The 21623-nt window shown below is 68.6% G+C and carries 18 protein-coding genes, 1 tRNA gene and 1 pseudogene; 8 read left to right on the top strand and 12 right to left on the bottom strand.

The window, feature by feature from the left end; translation table 11 throughout:
* Nucleotides 1-11: 11 nt before the first annotated feature.
* The 12 genes from Scani_RS41425 to dnaA form a co-directional block, all read right to left on the bottom strand.
* Nucleotides 12-1031: a hypothetical protein gene (locus tag Scani_RS41425; RefSeq protein WP_246296345.1), complete on the bottom strand. Its 1020-nt coding sequence runs from the start codon at nucleotides 1029-1031 to the stop codon at nucleotides 12-14.
* 21 nt (nucleotides 1032-1052) lie between these two features.
* On the bottom strand, nucleotides 1053-1553 hold the full coding sequence (locus Scani_RS41430; RefSeq protein ID WP_246296346.1) for a vWA domain-containing protein: 501 nt from the start codon (nucleotides 1551-1553) through the stop codon (nucleotides 1053-1055).
* A gap of 364 nt (nucleotides 1554-1917) precedes the next feature.
* Nucleotides 1918-2052, bottom strand: coding sequence for a DLW-39 family protein (locus tag Scani_RS40495; protein WP_003958712.1), 135 nt, complete (start codon nucleotides 2050-2052; stop codon nucleotides 1918-1920).
* 189 nt (nucleotides 2053-2241) lie between these two features.
* A tRNA-Ile gene (locus tag Scani_RS36160) sits at nucleotides 2242-2315 on the bottom strand.
* An 88-nt stretch (nucleotides 2316-2403) separates the two neighbouring features.
* Complete coding sequence (locus Scani_RS36165) at nucleotides 2404-3093, bottom strand: DUF3566 domain-containing protein (protein WP_371872418.1); 690 nt, start codon at nucleotides 3091-3093, stop codon at nucleotides 2404-2406.
* A 15-nt stretch (nucleotides 3094-3108) separates the two neighbouring features.
* Nucleotides 3109-5733, bottom strand: coding sequence for a DNA gyrase subunit A (gene gyrA / locus Scani_RS36170; protein WP_159481895.1), 2625 nt, complete (start codon nucleotides 5731-5733; stop codon nucleotides 3109-3111).
* A gap of 50 nt (nucleotides 5734-5783) precedes the next feature.
* Nucleotides 5784-7814, bottom strand: a complete 2031-nt coding sequence (gyrB, locus tag Scani_RS36175) for a DNA topoisomerase (ATP-hydrolyzing) subunit B (RefSeq protein WP_371872444.1) — start codon at nucleotides 7812-7814, stop codon at nucleotides 5784-5786.
* Nucleotides 7815-8137: 323 nt separating this feature from the next.
* On the bottom strand, nucleotides 8138-8674 hold the full coding sequence (locus tag Scani_RS36180; protein ID WP_159481896.1) for a DciA family protein: 537 nt from the start codon (nucleotides 8672-8674) through the stop codon (nucleotides 8138-8140).
* Complete coding sequence (recF, locus tag Scani_RS36185) at nucleotides 8671-9807, bottom strand: DNA replication/repair protein RecF (RefSeq protein WP_159481897.1); 1137 nt, start codon at nucleotides 9805-9807, stop codon at nucleotides 8671-8673. Before recF ends, Scani_RS36180 begins: the two co-directional genes overlap by 4 nt.
* 70 nt (nucleotides 9808-9877) lie before the next feature.
* Complete coding sequence (gene gnd, locus Scani_RS36190) at nucleotides 9878-10756, bottom strand: phosphogluconate dehydrogenase (NAD(+)-dependent, decarboxylating) (protein WP_159481898.1); 879 nt, start codon at nucleotides 10754-10756, stop codon at nucleotides 9878-9880.
* A 181-nt stretch (nucleotides 10757-10937) separates the two neighbouring features.
* Entirely contained in the window at nucleotides 10938-12068 is a 1131-nt protein-coding gene (dnaN, locus tag Scani_RS36195) for a DNA polymerase III subunit beta (protein WP_159481899.1), read from the bottom strand.
* Between the two features lie 1028 nt (nucleotides 12069-13096).
* Nucleotides 13097-15043 (bottom strand): chromosomal replication initiator protein DnaA, encoded by a 1947-nt coding sequence (gene dnaA, locus Scani_RS36200; RefSeq protein ID WP_159481900.1) that lies wholly within the window; start codon nucleotides 15041-15043, stop codon nucleotides 13097-13099.
* Nucleotides 15044-15421: 378 nt separating this feature from the next.
* On the opposite strand from dnaA, the gene rpmH reads away from it, so the two are divergent.
* From rpmH to Scani_RS36240, 8 genes and pseudogenes are all read left to right on the top strand, one after another.
* Nucleotides 15422-15559, top strand: a complete 138-nt coding sequence (rpmH, locus tag Scani_RS36205) for a 50S ribosomal protein L34 (protein WP_003949374.1) — start codon at nucleotides 15422-15424, stop codon at nucleotides 15557-15559.
* A 24-nt stretch (nucleotides 15560-15583) separates the two neighbouring features.
* A pseudogene (gene rnpA, locus Scani_RS36210) lies at nucleotides 15584-15952 on the top strand (ribonuclease P protein component); the annotation flags it as partial.
* Nucleotides 15953-16038: 86 nt separating this feature from the next.
* Nucleotides 16039-16356, top strand: coding sequence for a membrane protein insertion efficiency factor YidD (gene yidD / locus Scani_RS36215; RefSeq protein ID WP_006604423.1), 318 nt, complete (start codon nucleotides 16039-16041; stop codon nucleotides 16354-16356).
* 3 nt (nucleotides 16357-16359) lie between these two features.
* Nucleotides 16360-17502: a membrane protein insertase YidC gene (gene yidC, locus Scani_RS36220; protein ID WP_159481902.1), complete on the top strand. Its 1143-nt coding sequence runs from the start codon at nucleotides 16360-16362 to the stop codon at nucleotides 17500-17502.
* 14 nt (nucleotides 17503-17516) lie between these two features.
* Nucleotides 17517-18023, top strand: coding sequence for a Jag family protein (locus Scani_RS36225; protein WP_159481903.1), 507 nt, complete (start codon nucleotides 17517-17519; stop codon nucleotides 18021-18023).
* A 136-nt stretch (nucleotides 18024-18159) separates the two neighbouring features.
* A complete protein-coding gene (gene rsmG, locus Scani_RS36230; protein WP_159481904.1) occupies nucleotides 18160-18885 on the top strand; it encodes a 16S rRNA (guanine(527)-N(7))-methyltransferase RsmG in 726 nt (241 codons plus the stop codon).
* 305 nt (nucleotides 18886-19190) lie between these two features.
* Nucleotides 19191-20261, top strand: coding sequence for an AAA family ATPase (locus Scani_RS36235; RefSeq protein WP_159482575.1), 1071 nt, complete (start codon nucleotides 19191-19193; stop codon nucleotides 20259-20261).
* A complete protein-coding gene (locus Scani_RS36240) occupies nucleotides 20258-21355 on the top strand; it encodes a ParB/RepB/Spo0J family partition protein (RefSeq protein ID WP_159481905.1) in 1098 nt (365 codons plus the stop codon). The genes Scani_RS36235 and Scani_RS36240 overlap by 4 nt, the downstream gene beginning before the upstream one ends.
* Nucleotides 21356-21623: the final 268 nt, after the last annotated feature.

Consider the following 21623-nt stretch of genomic DNA (forward strand, 5'->3'; position numbering starts at 1 on the left):
CGTGCGCCCCGTCACCACGAGCCACCCCTCCTCGGATCGGAATTCCCGGAACCGGCCCGCGGCTTCCCGCGGGCCCGTCCGTAGGAAGCCGCGAGACCGGCCATCAGCAGTACGCCCACTCCACCGATGGCGACGGCCACCACACGTCCTGTGGACCATCCTCCACCGCCGTCCTGCGTGCCGTCTGCCGAGGCCCGGGAATCGCCGGGAGGAACATCGGCCCGGAGCGCGGACGCCCCGGCCTGCGGGCCGCTCTTCTCCTTGCCCAGCACCGCGATCCGCAGCACCACTCCGATCTGCGGTTGCCGAGCGACCTCGGACGCCTTGGCGCCCAGCGTCACCGCGAGGGAGAAGTCGCCGTTGCGGTGCACGGGGATGACGCCAGGGTGCGACTCGTAGCGGTTGCTCCAGGTGGCCGGGACCGTCCCCATGAGCGACGCCAACCGCCCGGTGTAGGGCACCTGGGGGCTGAACTCGGCAGCACCGCGGCGTCCTTGCCGCCCGCGCCGTACTCCGGCTCCGGCTGCGCGGGCGTGACGCCCTTCCATCTGATGTTCCACGTGAAACATCAGCTCCATCGGCCACCGTGCGGCATCCGACCCCTTGGCGGCCTTGCGCTCGACGACCAGCCAGTACCTCCCGGCCTTGTCGCAACCGCCGCTGCCGCACTGCGTGAGGATGCGGCTGACGCCCGAGGTCAGCGGCGTTGCGCCCCCGTGCTGCCCGAACATCTCGGAGGTGGCATCGCAGGAGATGTCGGTGCCGTGCACGATCCGGGTGCGCAGCATGTCGAGGGTGCCGATGGCCGCACCGGGCTGGGGCACCACGGCCGCCGAGAAGTCGGCCGTCGAGACGGCATCCAGATCGGTCGCGTAGTACCGCTCCTCGCCCGGCCCGATGGAGTCCAGATACTGCCCGGGGACGAGACGGGGTGCACCGCTCCGGGTCGCCGTGCCCCGCACCTGCTTCCCCTTGAAGCGGTAGCCGTCCACGAAGAGTTGGCCGGCCCGCTGGCGCTGGCGGGCGAGCATCCCGGCGTCCGGGGCGTCGTACTACCGCCCGTTGCCGGCCTTGGCGAGGCACTCCAGCCGTGTGCGCGCCGCGCCCGCCACCTGGAAGCCGATGGCATCGATGTGCAGATCGACGCCGGATGCGGCGAGTTGGGCGGCGACCTTGCAGGGCGGTGGCGCCTGGCAGGTGTCCCCGCCGTCGGAGATCAGCAGGCTGGTGCGCTTGCCCATGGATCCGTGGGCGGGCCCTGGAAGGCCGCCTGCCGCCCTGCGCAGGGAGAGCCCGATGGGGGTGTCCCCCTTGGGCTCGACGCCCGCGACGGCCCGCTTGAGGCCCGCCCGGTCGAGGGCGGTGACCGGCTGGACGAGCCGGGTGTCGTCACAGCCCTTGGCCTTGTCGGCGCCGTAGACCCGCAGGCCGGTGGGGTAGCCGTCGGGCAGGGCGTCGGCGACCGTGCCGACGGCTTTACGGGCGGCGGCGATCCGGGTGCTGCCGGAGCCGTCGTTCCCGGCCATCGAGCCGGACGGGTCGAGCACCCTCACCAACCCGCCGCCCTCGACGGCCGGCGTCCTGGCCGGTGTGGCCGCGGTGGCCTGAAGTGGCCCGGCGGCAGGGTCAGCAGCAGCCCCCTGAGCAACGCCACCACCCTGCATGGTCGTCGCACCATGCCCTGCTCCCCCTTGCACCCCACCCCATCACGCACTTTGCTAGTGCAACCTAATGATGTGCTATAGCAAATCCAAGGGGACGTCGTCACGGCCCCGCAACGAGATTCAGCCACCCCGCACAGACCCCGGCACCCCACCACGGACCGGCCGGTCCGCCCGGTCCGCCCCCGGACGCACGAAACCCCGATCACCCAGGGGCAATCGGGGTTCGTACGAACCTGCTGTGCTGTGAGGGGTCTCAGACACCCGAACCTGCGGGCACGGAGTCGGTCGCCTCCGTCCACAGATCCTGCTCGGCGCGATCCGCCTGGATCTGGCGGTACACGAGGAGCCCGCCGATGGCGGCCAGTGCGACCAGGAGAAGCTTCTTCACCGCGCGACCTCGTCTTTCGTTGACGTAGGGGACCTATGTCGGCCGATGATACACACCGGCCGATACCGATTGGTTACCTAGCCCGCAGTCGGCAACACCTCGTCCGAGACCGCCGCCGCGAGCCAACTTCCGCCTCCGTACAACGAATCGGCCCGGCCGGGGAGTTCCCCGGCCGGGCCGATTGTGCAGTGCGGCTACCAGGACTTGAACCTGGGGCCTCTTCCTTATCAGGGAAGCGCTCTAACCGTCTGAGCTATAGCCGCGCGTTCGCTGCACCGAAAGATTAGCGCACTTCAGAGGCGTTCCCAAAATCGGTTCGGGAAGCCGCCCGAACGCCCTCCCGTGAGGGGATCACTCGTCCTCGGCGAGGGTGAGCTCCACACCGCCGACGAAGCCCGCCGACAGGTTGTAGATGAACGCCCCGAGGGTGGCCAGCGCGGTCGCCAGCACCACGTCGATCACCGCGATGATCGACGTGAACAGCACCACCCGCGGCAGCGACAGGAACGACTGCAGATCGAAGCCCGCGCCGTCGCTGGAGCCGGTGGCCTCGCTGATCGTCCCGCCGACCGTGGAGAAGACCCCCATCGCGTTCATGACCATCCACAGCACCGCGGCGGCCACGACCGTGCAGATGCCCAGCGCGATGGAGAGCAGGAAGCTGACCTTCATGACCGACCACGGATCGGCGCGCGCCACCCGCAGCCGGGCCTTGCGGGTCCGCGGGGCCGTACGGGCGCCCGTACGCGGCCGGCGCACCGCCGGCCCGCCGCCCTTCCCACTGTCGGTGGGATACGCCTGAGGCGGCTGGTACGGCTGCTGTGAGCCGCTCTCGGCCTGCCCCTGGGCCTCCTGCCGGGGCTGCGGTTGCGGCTGACGGGTATCGGTCACGGGTCCCCCCTGGTGCGAGCCCTCGTCTCGGGGGCCGGTGTCAGAAACGGCGGAGCCACGGGCGCTGTCATCCGTCACGGTTGCGGGTCCGGACGGGGAATCCTTCTCGGCTCCCGGTCCACCCGCCGCAGCGCCCGTGGCTCCACTCACGACCTACTCCTCGTGCTACTCCGCCGCGGGCTGCTCGCCCTCGGCCTCCGTGGACACGGTCTCCTCGGCCGCGTCGGCCTCGTCGGGCGCCTCGCCCCCGTCGACCTCTTCGGCTTCACGACCGGCCTCGGCGTTCCATGCGATGCCGACGACGGCATCACGCTTGCCCAGGTTGATCAGTTGGACGCCCATGGTGTCACGGCCGGTCTCGCGCACCTCGTTGACCCGCGTACGGATCACGCCACCGCCGAGCGTCACCGCGAGGATCTCGTCGGTGTCCTCGACGACCAGCGCGCCGACCAGCGAACCCCGGTCCTCCACGATCTTGGCGGCCTTGATGCCCAGACCGCCGCGGCCCTGGACGCGGTACTCGTCGACCGCGGTGCGCTTGGCGTAGCCGCCGTCCGTGGCGGTGAAGACGTAGGTGTTGGCACGGACCACGTTCATCGAGAGCAGCTGGTCGCCCTCGCGGAAGCTCATGCCCTTCACACCGGAGGTGGCCCGGCCCATCGGCCGGAGCGCCTCGTCGGTCGCCGTGAAGCGGATCGACTGGGCCTTCTTGCTGATCAGCAGCAGGTCGTCGGTCTCCGAGACCAGCTCGGCGCCGATCAGCTCGTCGTCCGTGCCGTCCTCCTGCTCGCGCAGGTTGATCGCGATGACACCGCCGGAGCGCGGCGAGTCGTAGTCCTTGAGCGGCGTCTTCTTCACCAGGCCGGCCTTGGTGGCGAGCACCAGGTACGGCATGGCGTCGTAGTCGCGGATCGCCAGGATCTGCGCGATCTGCTCGTCCGGCTGGAAGGCGAGGAGATTGGCCACATGCTGACCCCGGGCGTCGCGTCCCGCGTCGGGGAGCTCGTACGCCTTGGCGCGGTAGACCCGGCCCTTGTTCGTGAAGAACAGCAGCCAGTGGTGGGTCGTGGAGACGAAGAAGTGGTCGACGATGTCGTCTTCCTTGAGCTTCGTGCCCCGGACGCCCTTGCCGCCGCGCTTCTGCGAGCGGTAGTCGTCGGTCTTCGTCCGCTTCACATAACCGCCACGGGTGATCGTGACGACGATGTCCTCCTCGGCGATCAGGTCCTCGATGGACATGTCGCCCTCGAAGGGCACCAGCTTGGAGCGCCGGTCGTCGCCGAACTTCTCGACGATCGCGGCGAGTTCCTCGCTGATGATCTGGCGCTGCCGCTCCGGGGAGGCCAGGATCGCGTTGTACTCGTTGATCTTGCGCTGCAGCTCGTCGTGCTCGGCGGTGATCTTCTGGCGCTCCAGGGCGGCCAGCCGGCGCAGCTGCATCTCCAGGATCGCGTTCGCCTGGATCTCGTCGATCGTCAGCAGGCCCATCAGGCCCTCGCGCGCCACCTCGACGGTCTCACTGCGCCGGATCAGCGCGATGACCTCGTCGATGGCGTCCAGCGCCTTGAGCAGACCGCGCAGGATGTGCGCCCGCTCCTCGGCCTTGCGCAGCCGGAACTTCGTCCGGCGGACGATGACCTCGACCTGGTGCGTCACCCAGTTGCGGATGAAGGCGTCCAGCGAGAGCGTGCGCGGCACCCCGTCGACCAGCGCCAGCATGTTCGCGCCGAAGTTGGTCTGCAGGTCGGTGTGCTTGTAGAGGTTGTTGAGGACGACCTTGGCGACCGCGTCCCGCTTGAGCACGATGACCAGGCGCTGGCCCGTGCGCGAGGAGGTCTCGTCGCGGACGTCCGCGATGCCGCCGATCTTGCCGTCCTTGACCAGGTCGGCGATCTTCTGCGCGAGGTTGTCCGGGTTGGTCTGGTAGGGCAGCTCGGTGACCACCAGGCACTGGCGGTTCTGGATCTCCTCGACCGCCACCACAGCGCGCATGGTGATCGACCCGCGGCCCGTGCGGTAGGCCTCCTCGATGCCCTTGCGGCCCACGACCAGCGCGCCGGTGGGGAAGTCGGGGCCCTTGATGCGCTCGATCAGCGCGTCCAGCAGCTCCTCGCTGGAGGCCTCGGGGTGCTCCAGCGCCCACTGGGCACCGGCCGCGACCTCGCGCAGGTTGTGCGGCGGGATGTTCGTCGCCATACCGACCGCGATACCGGCCGAGCCGTTGATCAGCAGGTTCGGGAAGCGGGCCGGCAGGACCGTCGGCTCCTGGTTACGGCCGTCGTAGTTGTCCTGGAAATCGACGGTCTCCTCGTCGATGTCCCGCAGCATCTCCATGGAGAGCTGCTTCATCTTGCACTCGGTGTACCGCATGGCCGCGGCCGGGTCGTTGCCCGGGGAGCCGAAGTTGCCGTTGGAGTCGACTAGCGGCATCCGCATCGACCACGGCTGCGCCAGGCGCACCAGGGCGTCGTAGATGGAGGAGTCGCCGTGCGGGTGGTACGTACCCATGACGTCGCCGACGACGCGGGCGCACTTGTAGAAGCCCTTCTCGGGGCGGTAGCCGCCGTCGTACATCGCGTACAGCACCCGGCGGTGCACCGGCTTGAGGCCGTCGCGCACATCGGGCAGCGCACGCGAGACGATGACGGACATCGCGTAGTCGAGGTAGGAGCGCTGCATCTCCGTCTCGAGCCCGACGGGCTCGACGCGCATCCCGACGCCTTCGATGGCGGCGGGCGCGCCCTCGGCGGTCACGCCGTCCGGGGTCACAGGGGGGTTCTCGTCGGCCATGGTGGTTCAAAGTCCTTTCGAGCTGCGGCTGTTGTTCGGGCCGACAGGGCTCAGATGTCGAGGAAGCGGACGTCCTTGGCGTTGCGCTGGATGAACGAGCGACGCGCCTCGACGTCCTCGCCCATCAGCACGGAGAACAGGTCGTCCGCACGGGCCGCGTCGTCCAGCGAGACCTGACCGAGGACCCGGTGGTCGGTGTCCATGGTCGTGATGCGCAGCTCCTCGGCGTTCATCTCACCGAGACCCTTGAACCGCTGGATCGAGTCCTCGCGGATCCGCTTGCCGTTCTGCTTGCCGAGCTCGATCAGCGCGTCCCGCTCCGCGTCGGAGTAGGCGTACTCGAAGTCGTCCCGGCCCCACTTGATCTTGTAGAGCGGCGGACGGGAGAGGTAGACGTGCCCGGCCTCGACCAGCGGCCGCATGAAGCGGAAGAGGAAGGTGAGCAGCAGGGTGTTGATGTGCTGACCGTCCACGTCGGCGTCCGCCATCAGGATGATCTTGTGATAGCGGAGCTTCTCGATGTCGAAGTCCTCGTGCACGCCCGTGCCGAACGCCGAGATCAGCGCCTGGACCTCGTTGTTCTGCAGGATCTTGTCGACCCTGGCCTTCTCGACGTTGAGGATCTTGCCTCGGATCGGCAGGATCGCCTGGTACTCCGGGTTGCGGCCGGACTTGGCCGAGCCGCCGGCGGAGTCACCCTCGACGATGAAGATCTCGCACTTGGTCGGGTCGTTGGACTGGCAGTCGCTCAGCTTGCCCGGCAGCGACGCCGTCTCCAGCAGGCCCTTGCGGCGGGTCAGATCGCGCGCCTTACGGGCCGCCACGCGCGCGGTCGCGGCCTGGATGCCCTTGCGGATGATGTCCGCGGCCTCGTTGGGGTTGCGGTCCAGCCAGTCCGTGAGGTGCTCGTGGACGATCTTCTGCACGAAGGTCTTGGCCTCGGTGTTGCCGAGCTTCGTCTTGGTCTGGCCCTCGAACTGCGGCTCGCCGAGCTTGATCGAGATGATCGCCGTCAGACCCTCGCGGATGTCCTCGCCCGTGAGGTTGTCGTCCTTCTCGCGCAGCAGCTTCTTGTCCCGCGCGTAACGGTTGATCAGACCCGTCAACGCCGCGCGGAAGCCCTCCTCGTGGGTACCGCCCTCATGGGTGTGGATGGTGTTCGCGAAGCTGTAGACACCCTCGCTGTACTGGGTGTTCCACTGCATCGCGATCTCGACCGAGAGCATCCGCTCCTTGTCCTCGGCCTCCACGGCGATCACCGTGGGGTGCACCAGCTCGCCCTTGCGCGAGTTGAGGTACGTCACGAAGTCGACGATGCCGCCCTCGTAGTGGTACCGCACCGAGAGCGGCTTGCCCTCCTCGTCCACATGGTCCGGGCGCTCGTCCGTCAGCGAGATCGTCAGGCCCTTGTTGAGGAACGCCATCTCCTGGAAACGACGGGAGAGCGTCTCGAAGGAGTACTCGGTCGTCTCGAAGATGTCGCCGTCGGCCCAGAAGGTGACGGAGGTGCCGGTGGTGTCGACCGCCTCGTTCTTCGCCAGCGGCGCGGTCGGCACACCGAGCTTGTAGTCCTGCGTCCACCGGTGGCCCTCACACCGGACCTCGACCGAGACCCTGCTCGACAGCGCGTTGACGACCGAGACACCGACGCCGTGCAGACCACCGGAGACGGCGTAGCCGCCGCCGCCGAACTTGCCGCCCGCGTGCAGGACGGTCATCACGACCTCGACGGCCGGCTTGCCCTCCGAAGGCACGATGCCGACGGGGATGCCGCGGCCGTTGTCGACGACGCGGACGCCGCCGTCCGGCAGGATCGTCACCTCGATGGTGTCCGCGTGCCCGGCCATCGCCTCGTCGACGGAGTTGTCGACCACCTCTTGCACGAGGTGGTGCAGGCCCCGCTCGCCCGTCGAGCCGATGTACATGCCGGGGCGCTTGCGGACCGCGTCCAGGCCTTCGAGGACGGTGATCGCACTGGCGTCGTACGACTTCTCCACCGCGGAGTCGCCCATGGCGCCGGCAGGAACCCCCTCTTCAGTAGAAGCCGTGTTGTTCTCGTTGAGGTCGCCGGAGTCGGCCACGAAGCGCCCTTTCTGGCACAGCACGAGCCCTTCCGCGCCTGTGGGGATCACCCCTGGGAGGACAGGCGGGAGCGGCTGCGTCGTTCGACATGTTCCGCGAGTGGGCGGGATTGCCATCAGTCTACCGGTAGCGCTGACACTCATGGGGGTTTGCAGGCACCTGAGTCGTCATGTGCCGCCCTGAACTGGCGTCCGCCGACTCCCCCATATTCGAGAAGGGGCCTCAGGACGCTCACACGGGCACTCAGCGCTTCGGACTGTCAACCGGCGGCTACCGTGAGCGGAGTCTCACCCGCCTCCCCCGTAGAGGGGTGTCCCAGGGGTCAGCCGTAGGTGTCGCCGGGGCCCTTGCTCCCCGGCGCCCGCAGCGATCCGTACCGGCGCGCGGGGCCCCCGGGACCCAGCACCTTGATCATCTTTACGGTGCCGTGGCCCAGGTCCTCGTTGAGGCGGGCCACCAGCGTCGGGGCCAGCAGCCGCAGCTGCGTCGCCCAGGCCGTCGAATCGCACTGGACCGTCAGGACCCGGGCGTCCTCGTCGTACTTCTGCGGCTCGCAGTGCTGCGCCACCTCGGGCCCGACCAACTGCGGCCAGCGCCCCATCACCCCGCCGACCGCGGCCGGGGTCTCCCAGCCGCGCTCGGTGATCAGCCGGTTGATCGCCGCACCGAGCGGCAGCGGGTCGCGGCCGTCGGCCCGCGCGCCCGAGCGCAGCCCGCCGCGCCTGGCCTGCTTCTTCTGCTGCGCGGCCGCGCCCCGCGCACGCGCCTGCTCCTTGGCGGCCACCAGCGCCTGCCGGGCCAGGTCCACACCGGAGAGCTCGGGCGACGGCCTGGGCAGGTCGGGCTGCTCCTCGCTCACGGGGTCACCTTCTCCGCGGCGCCGTCGGACACCGCATAGCGCGCCCCGGCCAGGACGCCCGGCACGTCGTCGTCCACCGCGGCCGTCACCAGCACCTGCTCGCCCGGGGCCACCAACTCCGCCAGCCGCTCGCGGCGCCGTGCGTCCAGTTCGGCGAAGACGTCGTCGAGCACGAGCACCGGCTCGTTGCCCTCGGCGCGCAGCAGGTCGTACGAGGCCAGTCGCAGCGCCAGCGCATACGACCAGGACTCGCCGTGGCTGGCGTACCCCTTCGCCGGGAGCCGGCCCAGCTTGAGCACCAGATCATCGCGGTGCGGGCCGACCAGCGTCACCCCGCGCTCGATCTCTCCCTTACGGGCCTCGCCGAGCGCCGTCAGCAGCACCTCGTACAGCTCCTCGCGGTTCGACGCGTCGGCCATCGCCTCGCCCGCCGAACCGCGGTACTCCAGCGCCAGCGGCCCGCCGCCGGGGGCCAGCTGCTCATAGGCCTTGTCCGCGAGCGGCTGCAGCGCGGCGATCAGATCCAGCCGCTGCGCCAGCAGCTCGGCGCCCGCGCGGGCCAGATGCTGGTCCCACACGTCCAACGTCGACAGATCCATCTGCCGCCCGCCGTGCCTGCGCGCCAACGCCGCGGTCTTCAACAGGGTGTTGCGCTGCTTGAGGACCCGGTCGTAGTCCGAGCGCACCCCGGCCATCCGCGGCGACCGCGCGGTGATCAGCTCGTCCAGGAACCGCCGCCGCTCGCCCGGATCACCCTTGATCAGCGCCAGGTCCTCCGGCGCGAACAGCACCGTCCGGACGATCCCCAGTACGTCCCGGGGCCTGACCTGGGACGACCTGTTGATCCTGGCGCGGTTGGCCTTGCCCGGGTTGAGCTCCAGCTCGATCAGCTGCTGCCGCTCGCCCTGGACGACCGCGGCCCGGATGATCGCCCGCTCGGCGCCCATCCGCACCAGCGGGGCGTCCGAGGAGACGCGGTGGCTGCCGAGCGTGGCGAGGTAGCCGACCGCCTCGACGAGGTTGGTCTTGCCCTGCCCGTTGGGGCCCACGAACGCCGTGACGCCCGGGTCGAGCGGAACCTCGACCCGGGCGTACGAGCGGAAGTCGGCGAGGGACAGATGCGTGACGTGCATGGCTGAGCGCCGACCTCCCCCGGCTGTTGCTGCCTGTTGCTTCTGGTTGGTGCGGTGTGCGCGGTGTCCGCTACTTCTTGCTCTCGACCGCGTGCCCGCCGAACTGGTTGCGGAGCGCGGCGATCATCTTCATCTGCGGGGAGTCGTCCTGACGGGACGCGAAGCGCGCGAAGAGCGAGGCTGTGATCGCGGGCAGCGGCACGGCGTTGTCGATCGCGGCCTCGACCGTCCAGCGGCCCTCACCCGAGTCGGCGGCGAAACCGCGCAGCTTCTCGAGGTGCTCGTCGTCGTCGAGGGCGTTGACGGCCAGGTCGAGCAGCCAGGAACGGATGACCGTGCCCTCCTGCCAGGAGCGGAAGATCTCGCGGACGTCCGTGACGGAGTCGACCTTCTCCAGGAGCTCCCAGCCCTCGGCGAAGGCCTGCATCATCGCGTACTCGATGCCGTTGTGGACCATCTTCGCGAAGTGGCCGGCGCCGACCTTGCCGGCGTGCACCGAGCCGAAGTCGCCCTCGGGCTTGAGCGCGTCGAAGACCGGCTGCACCTTGGCGACATCGTCCTTGTCGCCGCCGTACATCAGGGCGTAGCCGTTCTCCAGGCCCCAGACGCCGCCGGAGACACCGCAGTCGACGAAGCCGATGCCCTTGGCCTTCAGCTCCTCGGCGTGCTTCTCGTCGTCGGTCCAGCGGGAGTTGCCGCCGTCCACGACGATGTCGCCCGGCGAGAGCAGCTCGGCCAGCTCGTCGATCGTGGACTGGGTGGCGGCACCGGCCGGCACCATGACCCAGACCACCCGCGGACCCTTGAGCTTGTCCACCAGCCCCTGGAGGCTGTTGACATCCGCCACGTCGGGGTTGCGGTCGTATCCGATGACGGTGTGGCCGGCGCGGCGAATGCGCTCGCGCATATTGCCGCCCATCTTGCCGAGACCGACGAGACCGAGCTCCATCAGAGACCCTCTTTGCACGTAGTCGTTGCTGTTCGTACCCGGGTCCGAGCCTACGCCCGCAGGTCCGCGCACACCTGTGGGCTCAGCCGCTCATCAGGGCCCTTCAGCCGGTCGCCGCAAGGCGCGTGGCCAGGGCGCTGTCCGGTGTCCGCCGGACAGCCGCCCCCGGCCCGTCCGGCCGTCAGCCGGAGAGCCGCACCGGCATGATCAGGTACTTGTACGCGTCGTCCGCCTCGGCGTCCTTGGCCGGCCGGCCGCTCAGCAGCGCGGGCTTGGTCGAGGTCGTGAAGGACAGCTGCGCCACCGGGGAGTCGATGGCCGACAGGCCCTCCAGGAGGAAGCCGGGGTTGAAGGCGATCGAGATGTCGTCGCCGTCCAGGTCGGCGTCCACCCGCTCCACAGCCTGTGCATCGTCGCTGGAGCCGGCCTCCAGGATCAGCACGCCCTGCTCGAAGCTCAGCCGGACCGGGGTGTTCCGCTCGGCCACCAGCGCCACACGCTTGACGGCCTCGACGAACGGGGCGGTCTCGATCACGGCGACCGAGTTGAACTCGGTCGGGAAGAGGGTGCGGTACTTCGGCAGGTCGCCTTCCAGCAGACGCGTCGTCGTCCGCCGCCCGGCGCCCTCGAAACCGATCAGGCCCTCGCCCTGGCCGGAGCCGGACAGCGCGAGCGTGACGGTGTCGCCGCTGCTCAGGGACTTGGCGGTGTCCAGCAGCGTCTTGGCGGGGACCAGCGCGACGGCGGAGGCGTCCGGGCTCTCCGGCTTCCACAGGAACTCGCGCACCGCGAAGCGGTAGCGGTCGGTGGAGGCCAGGGTGACCGTGTCGCCCTCGATCTCGATCCGTACGCCGGTGAGCACCGGGAGGGTGTCGTCACGGCCGGCGGCGATGGCGACCTGGGCGGCGGCCGCGGCGAAGACCTCACCGGGGACGGTGCCGGTGGCGGTGGGCATCGTCGGCAGGGACGGGTACTCCTCCACAGGAAGGGTGTGGAGGGTGAACCGCGAGGAGCCGCAGACGACGGTGACGCGTACACCGTCGGTGGAAATCTCCACCGGGCGGTTGGGGAGCGCACGGCAGATGTCGGCGAGCAGCCGGCCGGAGACGAGGACCGTGCCCTCTTCATCCACCTCCGCTTCCACCGAGACCCGCGCGGAGACCTCGTAGTCGAAGCCGGAGAGGCTCAGTGCGCCGTCCTCGGCCTTCAGCAGCAGGCCCGCGAGGACGGGCACCGGCGGACGGGCCGGGAGGCTCTTGGCCGCCCAGGCCACTGCCTCCGCGAGTACATCGCGCTCCACCCGGATCTTCACCGGAAACCGCCTCCTGCTGTTGCTGGCTCTCGCCCTGCTGGCCTTCGTCGTCGGCTGGGTTGCCGGAGACCAGTCTGACGCACGCCACCGACAGTCGGTGCGGCTCGGGGTCAAGTCGGCTCGACCGGTGCCGGACGCCCGGCGGCCCACTTGTGCACAGGCCCCGTTTCCGAACGAGTTCCCCGGTAGATATCCGTGGTCGTAGTAGTAGGGGCTGTGGAAACCGTGGACAACTGCTTTTGCGCAGGTCAACGCGGATTTTTTGTCCACTGCCCCTGTGGGTGGCGGTCGTGGAAAAGCCGGTGGTTCTGTGGACCGCCGAAAGTTCTGCACACCCGGTGCACAGGAGACGGGTACTTCTCCCCAGCGCCATCCCCAGCTTTACCCACGTTCCCCACAGCCCAATCAGGCACCTTGGTGTGACCGCTTTCACTCGGCCCGGTGAGGGCGGGTGTTGCGTTGCCGAACAGTGGACAGCGATGTGGAGAAGCCGGTGATTGCTGGGGACAACAGCGGCTTGCCTGTGGGCGGGCGGTGGACAAGACGCGACCTCTCCTGTGGACGAATCCGCTGTCCACACCCTGTGGAGGAAGGTTGGCCACAAATCCACACGCTGCTGACCTCCTCCGATGCTCCGTCAGAAGACCTCCCTGTGGATCCCACAGGGATAACTTTCCCCTCCCCAGCATGTGGACGGAAGATTCTTGCCCAATCTGTGGAGAGAAGCCGTGACCGGCCGCGGAATCGAACACCGGCGGCGCGTTCCACAGGTTTGGGACGGCGGCGGAGTCGGTCGGAGGGGGTGGTGAAGCGGCCCGGGAGGGTCCCGGGACGGCTTCCGGAGCAGTGCGTGACGCGTCCGGGAGGGCCGGGGAGCGCGCGCTCGGCGGACGGTGCAGGACGGGCAGGGCGCGGGAACGCGTGAGGAGACGCCGGCGCTTCGCGGAGCGGCCCGTACGACGAAGGGCGCTGCCGGAACGGATCCGGAGCGCCCTCACACGTCCTGCGGTGGCCGCCGGTGGCCGCCCTCAGCCGTTCTTGATGCGATTGGTGAGCTCGGTGACCTGGTTGTAGATCGAACGCCGCTCGGCCATCAGCGCGCGGATCTTGCGGTCGGCGTGCATCACGGTCGTATGGTCCCGGCCGCCGAACTGCGCGCCGATCTTCGGCAGCGAGAGGTCGGTCAGCTCACGGCACAGATACATGGCGATCTGGCGGGCGGTGACCAGCACCCGGCTGCGCGACGAGCCGCACAGGTCGTCGATGGTCAGCCCGAAGTAGTCGGCGGTGGAGGCCATGATCGCGGTCGCGGTGATCTCCGGGGCGGCATCCTCGCCACCGGGGATCAGGTCCTTCAGCACGATCTCGGTCAGCCCCAGGTCCACCGGCTGCCGGTTGAGCGAGGCGAACGCCGTGACCCGGATCAGCGCGCCCTCCAGCTCACGGATGTTGCGCGAGATCCGGGACGCGATGAACTCCAGCACCTCCGGCGGGGCGTTCAGCTGCTCCTGGACGGCCTTCTTGCGGAGGATCGCGATCCGGGTCTCCAGCTCGGGCGGCTGGACATCGGTGATCAGACCCCACTCGAAGCGGTTGCGCAGCCGGTCCTCCAGGGTGACCAGCTGCTTGGGCGGCCGGTCACTGGAGAGCACGATCTGCTTGTTCGCGTTGTGCAGCGTATTGAAGGTGTGGAAGAACTCCTCCTGCGTCGACTCCTTGCTCGCCAGGAACTGGATGTCGTCGACCAGCAGGATGTCCATGTCGCGGTAGCGCTTGCGGAACGCGTCCGCCTTGCCGTCGCGGATGGAGTTGATGAACTCGTTGGTGAACTCCTCCGAGCTCACGTACCGCACCCGGGTGCCCGGATACAGGCTCCGCGCGTAGTGCCCGATCGCATGCAGCAGGTGGGTCTTGCCGAGACCGGACTCCCCGTAGATGAACAGCGGGTTGTACGCCTTGGCCGGCGCCTCGGCGACGGCGACCGCGGCGGCGTGCGCGAAGCGGTTGGAGGCACCGATGACGAAGGTGTCGAAGAGGTACTTCGGGTTCAGCCGTGCGGTCGGCTCGCCCGGGCCGGTCGCCGGCGCGGGCTGCGCGGCGAGCGGGCTGGGCGCACCGCTGGGCGCGGGGAGCCCGGCGCCCGAGCGGCCGTTGTGCCCGCCGGGCTGGTGCTCGGAGAGGTCGCGGCGCGGCTGGTCGTAAGGGGAGCGGCCGTCGGAGTGCTGCGGCGGCCCGTTGCGGTCGGGCGTCTGCCCCCGGTAGTCGTTCTGCCGCTGCTGGTGCTGAGAGACATGGGACGACGGGGAGGCGTAGGGGTCGCGCTCGGGGAAGCCGCCGAGGTGCTGCTGCTGCCAGCCGTAGTCCTCGCGCGGGCCGGGGCCGCCGGCCATGCCGGAGGAGTGCTGCGGCCAGCCGCCGGGCTCGTGCCGGGGCTGCTGGTAGTCCGGATAGGCGGGGCGGACGCCGGGCAGGTCGTCGCCCTGGTGCCCGTAACCCTGCCGGTTGTCATGACGGCTGTCGTGCCGGCCGTCATGCCGGTTGTCGTGCCGGTTGTCGTGCCGCGCTTCGTAGCCGTCGTAGGCCTCGTGCTGCTGGGACTGATGCGACTGCTGGTGGTGCGGAGCGTGCTGCTGAGGCGACGGCTGGTGCTGGGGCGACTGGTGCTGCGGCGCGGGCGGTGCGGACGGCGTCAAAGGCTCCTCGGAGGAGTCGTCCACGGTGATCGCGATCCGGATCGGGCGGCCGCACTCATGGCTGAGGGCCTCCCCGATCAGCGGCGCCAGCCGGCCTTCGAGCACACCCTTGGCGAACTCGTTGGGGACGGCGAGCAGTGCGGTGTCGGCTACCAGTGCCAGCGGCTGAGTGCGCTTGAGCCAGTCCTGGTCCTTGGGCTTGATGCCGTCGGCCTCCGCGCGAAGGAGATGGTCGAGCACGCGCGGCCACACTGCGGCAAGATCGGCAGGTACATCAGCCACGGGGCACGCTCTCTCAGCAGTCCCACGAATGTGTGATTCTCAGGACGGGCGGGAAGGAATCGGGGTTCAGCCACGGTAGTCAGGGCGGGCCTGGGGATTCAAGTTGTTGTCCACAGGCTGTGCATAGTGTGTCCTGGCAAGGTGCCTGGCGGCGCTGCCGAGAAGCCGGTTTGACCGGATGGCGTAGCCGCGCGTACCGTGACCAGGTCGAGTTGTCGATGGCTGCTGCCGCCTGCCTCCGATGGGCAAAGATCACGCTCGAGTGATCGTGTAGCGGTGCACTTAGGCGTTGCGAGCTACTCGTGGGCGCACGGTGACAGCCAGTCGACGCCCCACATCTGTCTCTCCTGAGACAACAAGCATTCCTGGAGCCCCCGAGTGAGCAAGCGCACCTTCCAGCCGAACAACCGCCGCCGCGCGAAGACCCACGGCTTCCGTCTGCGCATGCGGACCCGCGCCGGCCGCGCGATCCTCGCGTCCCGCCGTGGCAAGGGTCGCGCCCGCCTGTCGGCCTGAGCAGCCTGAACCTAGGTCCATGACGTGCTGCCTACCGAGAATCGGCTGAGGCGGCGCGAGGACTTTGCGACCGCGGTACGCCGGGGACGCAGGGCCGGGCGCCCGCTCCTTGTCGTTCATTTCCGCAGCGGTTCAACGGACCCGCACGGGTCGGGGGAAAGTGTTCCCTCGGCACGTGCGGGTTTCGTCGTGAGCAAGGCAGTGGGCAACGCTGTCGTGCGCAACAAGGTCAAGCGCAGGCTTCGGCATCTCGTGCGCGACCGGCTGGACCGGCTGCCCGCCGGTAGCCTGGTTGTCGTACGGGCCCTGCCCTGCGCGGGTGATGCGGATCACGATCAGCTGGCCCGCGACCTGGATGCCGCCTTCGAGCGGCTGCTGGGAGGGGTGCCGAGAGGCTGCCATCCCCCGGGGGCTGCGACCGACGGCGGTAACGCCGCGGGCCCCCGGAACCCCGGACGGGACCCGGGAGGGAGCGCACAGTGAAGTACCCGCTGCTGCTTTTGATCAAGATCTACCAGTGGACCATCAGCCCCTTGCTGGGACCGGTCTGCAAGTACTACCCGTCGTGCTCGCACTATGGCTATACGGCCATCGACCGGCACGGCGCGGTGAAAGGGACTGCGCTGACAGCCTGGCGCATCCTGCGATGCAATCCGTGGTCGCTCGGTGGCGTCGACCACGTCCCTCCCCGGAAGCGTCCGGTTTGGCATCAGCGGCTGAGGAGCCGCCTGGGCGGGCCCACCGTCCCTGAGCCTGTCGCCCAGCCCGAGACTCAGCCCAACGCCCAAGGAGCCTGATTCGTGGACACGATCCTCGGTCCCCTCTATATCGCTGTTTCCTGGATCATCGTCCAGTTCCACTCGTTCTACAGCCTCATCTTTGACAAGGACAGTGGCGCGGCGTGGGGTCTGTCCATCGTCTCGCTGGTGGTGCTGATCCGTATCTGCCTGATCCCGCTCTTTGTGAAGCAGATCAAGTCGACACGGAACATGCAGGCGCTCCAGCCGAAGATGAAGGCGATCCAGGAGCGCTACAAGAGCGACAAGCAGCGCCAGTCCGAAGAGATGATGAAGCTCTACAAGGAGACGGGCACCAACCCGCTCTCGAGCTGTCTCCCGATTCTGGCCCAGTCGCCGTTCTTCATCTCGCTGTACCAGGTTCTGAGCCACATCGCGCAGAACAAGACGGTCGGCGTCATCGACCAGCCGCTGCTGGAGAGCGCACAGAAGGCGCACATCTTCGGCGCGCCGCTGGCCGCGAAGTTCATGGACAGCGCGGAGAAGATCCAGAGCCTGGGTGCTTCCGTGCTCGACGTCCGCGTGGTCACGATCATCATGATCGTCCTGATGTCGGCGTCGCAGTTCTACACGCAGCGCCAGCTGATGACGAAGAACGTCGACCTCACGGTGAAGACGCCGTTCATGCAGCAGCAGAAGATGCTGATGTACGTCTTCCCCATCATGTTCGCCGTCTTCGGCATCAACTTCCCCGTCGGTGTTCTCGTCTACTGGCTGACCACCAACGTGTGGACCATGGGCCAGCAGATGTTCGTCATCCGTCGTAACCCGACCCCGGGCAGCAAGGCCTTCGCGGAGCGCCAGGAGCGGCTGCGGGCCGCGGGCAAGATCGTCGAGGACCCGGCCACCGTCGAGGCGAAGCAGGCCGCCGAGGAGGCGCGCCAGAACCGCCAGCAGCCCAAGCGTCAGACGAAGTCCCAGCGGCAGACCGGTGGCGCGGCCCCGGCCGGCGGTGCGCAGAACCGTACGCGTGCCGGATCCGCGTCGGACGGCACGGACTCCGGTCAGGGTGCTGAGAAGAAGCAGTCGCTGGAGAAGAAGGACGCGCAGGACGGCAAGGAGAAGGGCGGCGCCTCCGGGTCCCGCACCACCAAGTCCGGTCAGCGCAAGGGCCAGCAGCGCCCCAAGCACCCGTCCAAGAAGTAAGAAGGAGTCCTTTCGTGACGGACACGACCCCTGCCACCAAGGGCACCGACACCCTGACCCGCCTGGAGCAGGAAGGCGAGATCGCGGCCGACTACCTCGAGGGTCTGCTGGACATCGCCGACCTCGACGGCGACATCGACATGGATGTCGAGGCCGACCGTGCCGCTGTGTCGATCATCAGTGACTCGACCAGCCGTGACCTGCAGAAGCTGGTGGGCCGCGACGGTGAGGTGCTGGAGGCCCTGCAGGAGCTGACCCGGCTGGCCGTTCACCGTGAGACCGGTGACCGCAGCCGTCTGATGCTGGACATCGCCGGCTTCCGGGCGCGTAAGCGCGAGGAGCTGGCGGAGATCGGTGCGAAGGCGGCGGAGGAGGTCAAGGGCACCGGCCAGCCGGTGAAGCTCGACCCCATGACGCCGTTCGAGCGCAAGGTCGTCCACGACGCGGTGGCAGCGGCCGGGCTCCAGAGCGAGTCCGAGGGCGAGGAGCCGCAGCGCCGAGTGGTTGTTCTCCCGGCCTGACCGCTCAGCGTTCCCGTTTTCCTTTGGCCCCGTCTGCTCGCAGGCGGGGCCAAAAGTTGTCAGCGTTCTGTGTTATCCCGGGGGGCGTACCCCGGGTTCCCGGCAGGAAAAGCAGTCCAAAGGAAGGGCGGTTCCCGTGACGGAGGCAGCAGCGGAGCTCCCTCCTGCGCCGAAGGCGGCGGAGGAGGTTTTCGGCGAGCGCTTTCCGGAGGCCGTGCGGTACGGCGAACTCCTCGCCGACGCCGGAGTGAAGCGTGGGCTCATCGGCCCGCGCGAGGTGCCGAGGCTGTGGGAGCGGCATCTGTTGAACTGCGCGGTGCTCTCCGAAGTGGTGCCCGAGGGCGTCTCGGTCTGCGATGTGGGCTCGGGGGCCGGGCTGCCCGGTATCCCGCTGGCCCTGGTGCGACCGGATCTGAAGATCACGCTGCTGGAGCCGCTGCTGCGGCGTACGAACTTCCTTCAGGAGGTCGTCGAGCTGCTCGGGCTGGACCACGTCACCGTCGTGCGGGGGCGGGCAGAAGAGGTCATGGGCAAGCTGCCCCAGGTGCATGTGGTGACCGCGCGTGCCGTTGCTCCGCTCGACCGGCTGGCCGGCTGGGGGGTTCCGCTGCTGCGTCCTTACGGCGAGATGCTGGCGCTCAAGGGCGATGCCGCGGAGGAGGAGCTCAAGGGGGCTCGGGCGGCGCTGAGCAAGCTGGGCGTGGTGGAGACGTCGGTGGTGCACGTGGGCGAGGGCATCGTGGATCCCCCGTCGACCGTGGTGCGGGTCGAGGTGGGGGAGAGCCCCGGCGGTGTGCGCTTTGCGGCCAAGCGAGCGAAGGCGGCACGGGTCGGTCGTGTGTCGAGGGGCCGCCGGCGCTGACGCCCTGGTGCTGGAGCACCACAGACCGGCATGGATGCGAAGGCGCCCGTTCCGCGAGGGATAGGAGCGGGCGAATTCCCTCAGTGCCACCAAAACAACACAAGACGGAGTGTCGCGACTCATTCAGGCGTGACGCTGGCATCGTGTTTCACGTGAAACGTCGTTCTCTGCTGCAAGGGATCATCGATCGTGGTCGAGCGGCCTCTGCGCCGCGCGACCGTAGGCCCACAAGGGTGAGCGAAGTATCCACAGAAGTGGATTCGTCCACAGGAGAACGGACCTCACTGGTTCACGACACCGAAAGCATGGCAGGCTCTGAACATTGCGAGCCTGATGTCGAGGAGAGTGAATCCGTGCGGTCCGACGCCAATATCGCGGGACCGATGACCGATCCGGTCCCCGGTCCCCGCAGCGAGTCGTTCGGGGACGACGTTTCACGTGAAACGCCGCCCCCGATGGACGACACCCCGATCGGTCGTGCAGCTCAGCTGGCGGTGGAGGCACTTGGCCGCGCGGGTGAGGGGCTGCCCCGGCCTGAACAGACTCGGGTCATGGTGGTCGCCAACCAGAAGGGCGGGGTCGGTAAGACCACGACCACGGTGAACCTGGCGGCCTCATTGGCTCTGCACGGTGCGCGGGTTCTGGTGATCGACCTCGATCCCCAGGGCAATGCGTCGACGGCACTGGGGATCGATCACCACTCCGAAGTGCCCTCCATCTATGACGTGCTGGTGGAGAGCAAGCCACTCTCCGATGTCGTGCAGCCGGTCGCAGATGTGGAGGGCCTGTTCTGTGCGCCCGCCACGATCGATCTGGCCGGTGCGGAGATCGAGCTGGTCTCACTGGTGGCCCGCGAGAGCCGGCTCGACCGTGCCATCAAGGCATATGAGCAGCCACTGGACTACATCTTCATCGACTGCCCGCCCTCACTCGGCCTGCTGACGGTCAATGCTCTGGTGGCCGGTGCCGAGGTCCTGATCCCGATTCAGTGCGAGTACTACGCGCTTGAGGGACTGGGCCAGCTGCTCCGCAACGTTGAGCTGGTGCGAGGGCATCTCAACCCCAAGCTCCATGTCTCGACGATTCTGCTCACCATGTACGACGGCCGCACCCGGCTGGCCTCTCAGGTCGCCGACGAGGTGCGCAGTCACTTCGGCCACGAGGTGCTTCGTACGAGCATCCCCCGCTCGGTGCGCATCTCCGAGGCACCCAGCTATGGGCAGACAGTACTCACCTATGACCCGGGATCCAGCGGCTCGCTTTCCTATCTCGAAGCGGCCCGAGAGATCGCGTTGCGTGGGGTCCCGCAGACCGGGGGCCAGGGCCTCAGCGTCAACTATGAAACACAGCACAGCATCTCGGAGGGGACTCAGTGAGCGAACGACGTAGAGGCCTGGGCCGTGGGCTCGGTGCGCTGATCCCCGCCGCACCGCAGAGCACGGACCATGCAGGGTCGGCGGGGCAGGGGGCGGCGTCACCGTCGTCCGCACCGGTATTGGCCCCGGAACGAGGAGTAGCGGCCGCCAAGGTGACGTCGCTGCCGACGCACGGTGTTTCACGTGAAACGGAAGCGCCGGCCGGGGCGGAGGCATCGTCGGCGGGCGTCTCGGAAGTGGCGGGCGCGCACTTCGCAGAGGTGCCGCTGGATGCGATCAAGCCGAACCCGCGCCAGCCGCGTGAGGTCTTCGACGAGGACGCCCTCGCCGAGCTGGTCACCTCCATCAAGGAGGTGGGCCTGCTCCAGCCGGTGGTCGTCCGTCAGACGGGACCGGGGCGGTATGAGCTCATCATGGGTGAGCGCCGCTGGCGGGCGTGCCGCGAGGCCGGCCTGGAGAAGATTCCCGCGATCGTGCGGGCCACGGACGATGAGAAGCTGCTGCTCGATGCGCTTCTGGAGAACCTCCACCGGGCCCAGCTCAACCCGCTGGAAGAGGCAGCCGCCTACGACCAGCTGCTGAAGGACTTCAAGTGCACGCATGACGAGCTGGCCGACCGGATCGGGCGTTCGCGCCCGCAGGTCTCCAACACGCTGCGGTTGCTGAAGCTCTCGCCGTCCGTGCAGAAGCGGCTCGCCGCAGGTGTGCTCTCCGCAGGACATGCGCGCGCCCTGCTGTCCGTGGAGGACTCGGAAGAGCAGGACCACCTCGCGCGTCGCATTGTCGCGGAGGGGCTGTCGGTCCGTTCCGTTGAGGAGATCGTGACGCTGATGGGGTCCACCCCCAAGAGCGCGAGCAAGGCCAAGGGGCCCCGCGCGGGCGCCCGGGTGTCCCCCGCGCTCACGGGTCTGGCCTCTCGGCTGTCCGACCGCTTCGAGACCCGGGTGAAGGTCGACCTGGGGCAGAAGAAGGGAAAGATCGTCGTCGAGTTCGCCTCGATGGACGATCTGGAGCGCATCCTCGGCACGCTCGCCCCTGGTGAGGGGCGCGTCCTGGGCGACTCGCTGGGCGAGGAGAACAACGAAGAAGAGTGAGCTGATGCTCTCGGCTCCTGGGCGGGCCGTGTTCCGGAACTCCGACCGGAACACGGTCCGCCCTTTGCTCTCTTGCGGTACCCGTGCCCGTAAAGGGTGGATACGATGCGTTCGGGTATGGCACGCATCCATCTGGAGAGACCTCACACCGAGGAGAGGGCCATGCAATCGGTGAGCCGCACCGGACTGTTGGCAGCGGGGTTCGGCCTCGCAGCTGTGGGAGGGTTCGTTGGTGGTCTGCTCAGAGAGCAGGCGTCGCTGACGGCGC

It is taken from the genome of Streptomyces caniferus (assembly GCF_009811555.1).
Lineage (GTDB): Bacteria > Actinomycetota > Actinomycetes > Streptomycetales > Streptomycetaceae > Streptomyces > Streptomyces caniferus.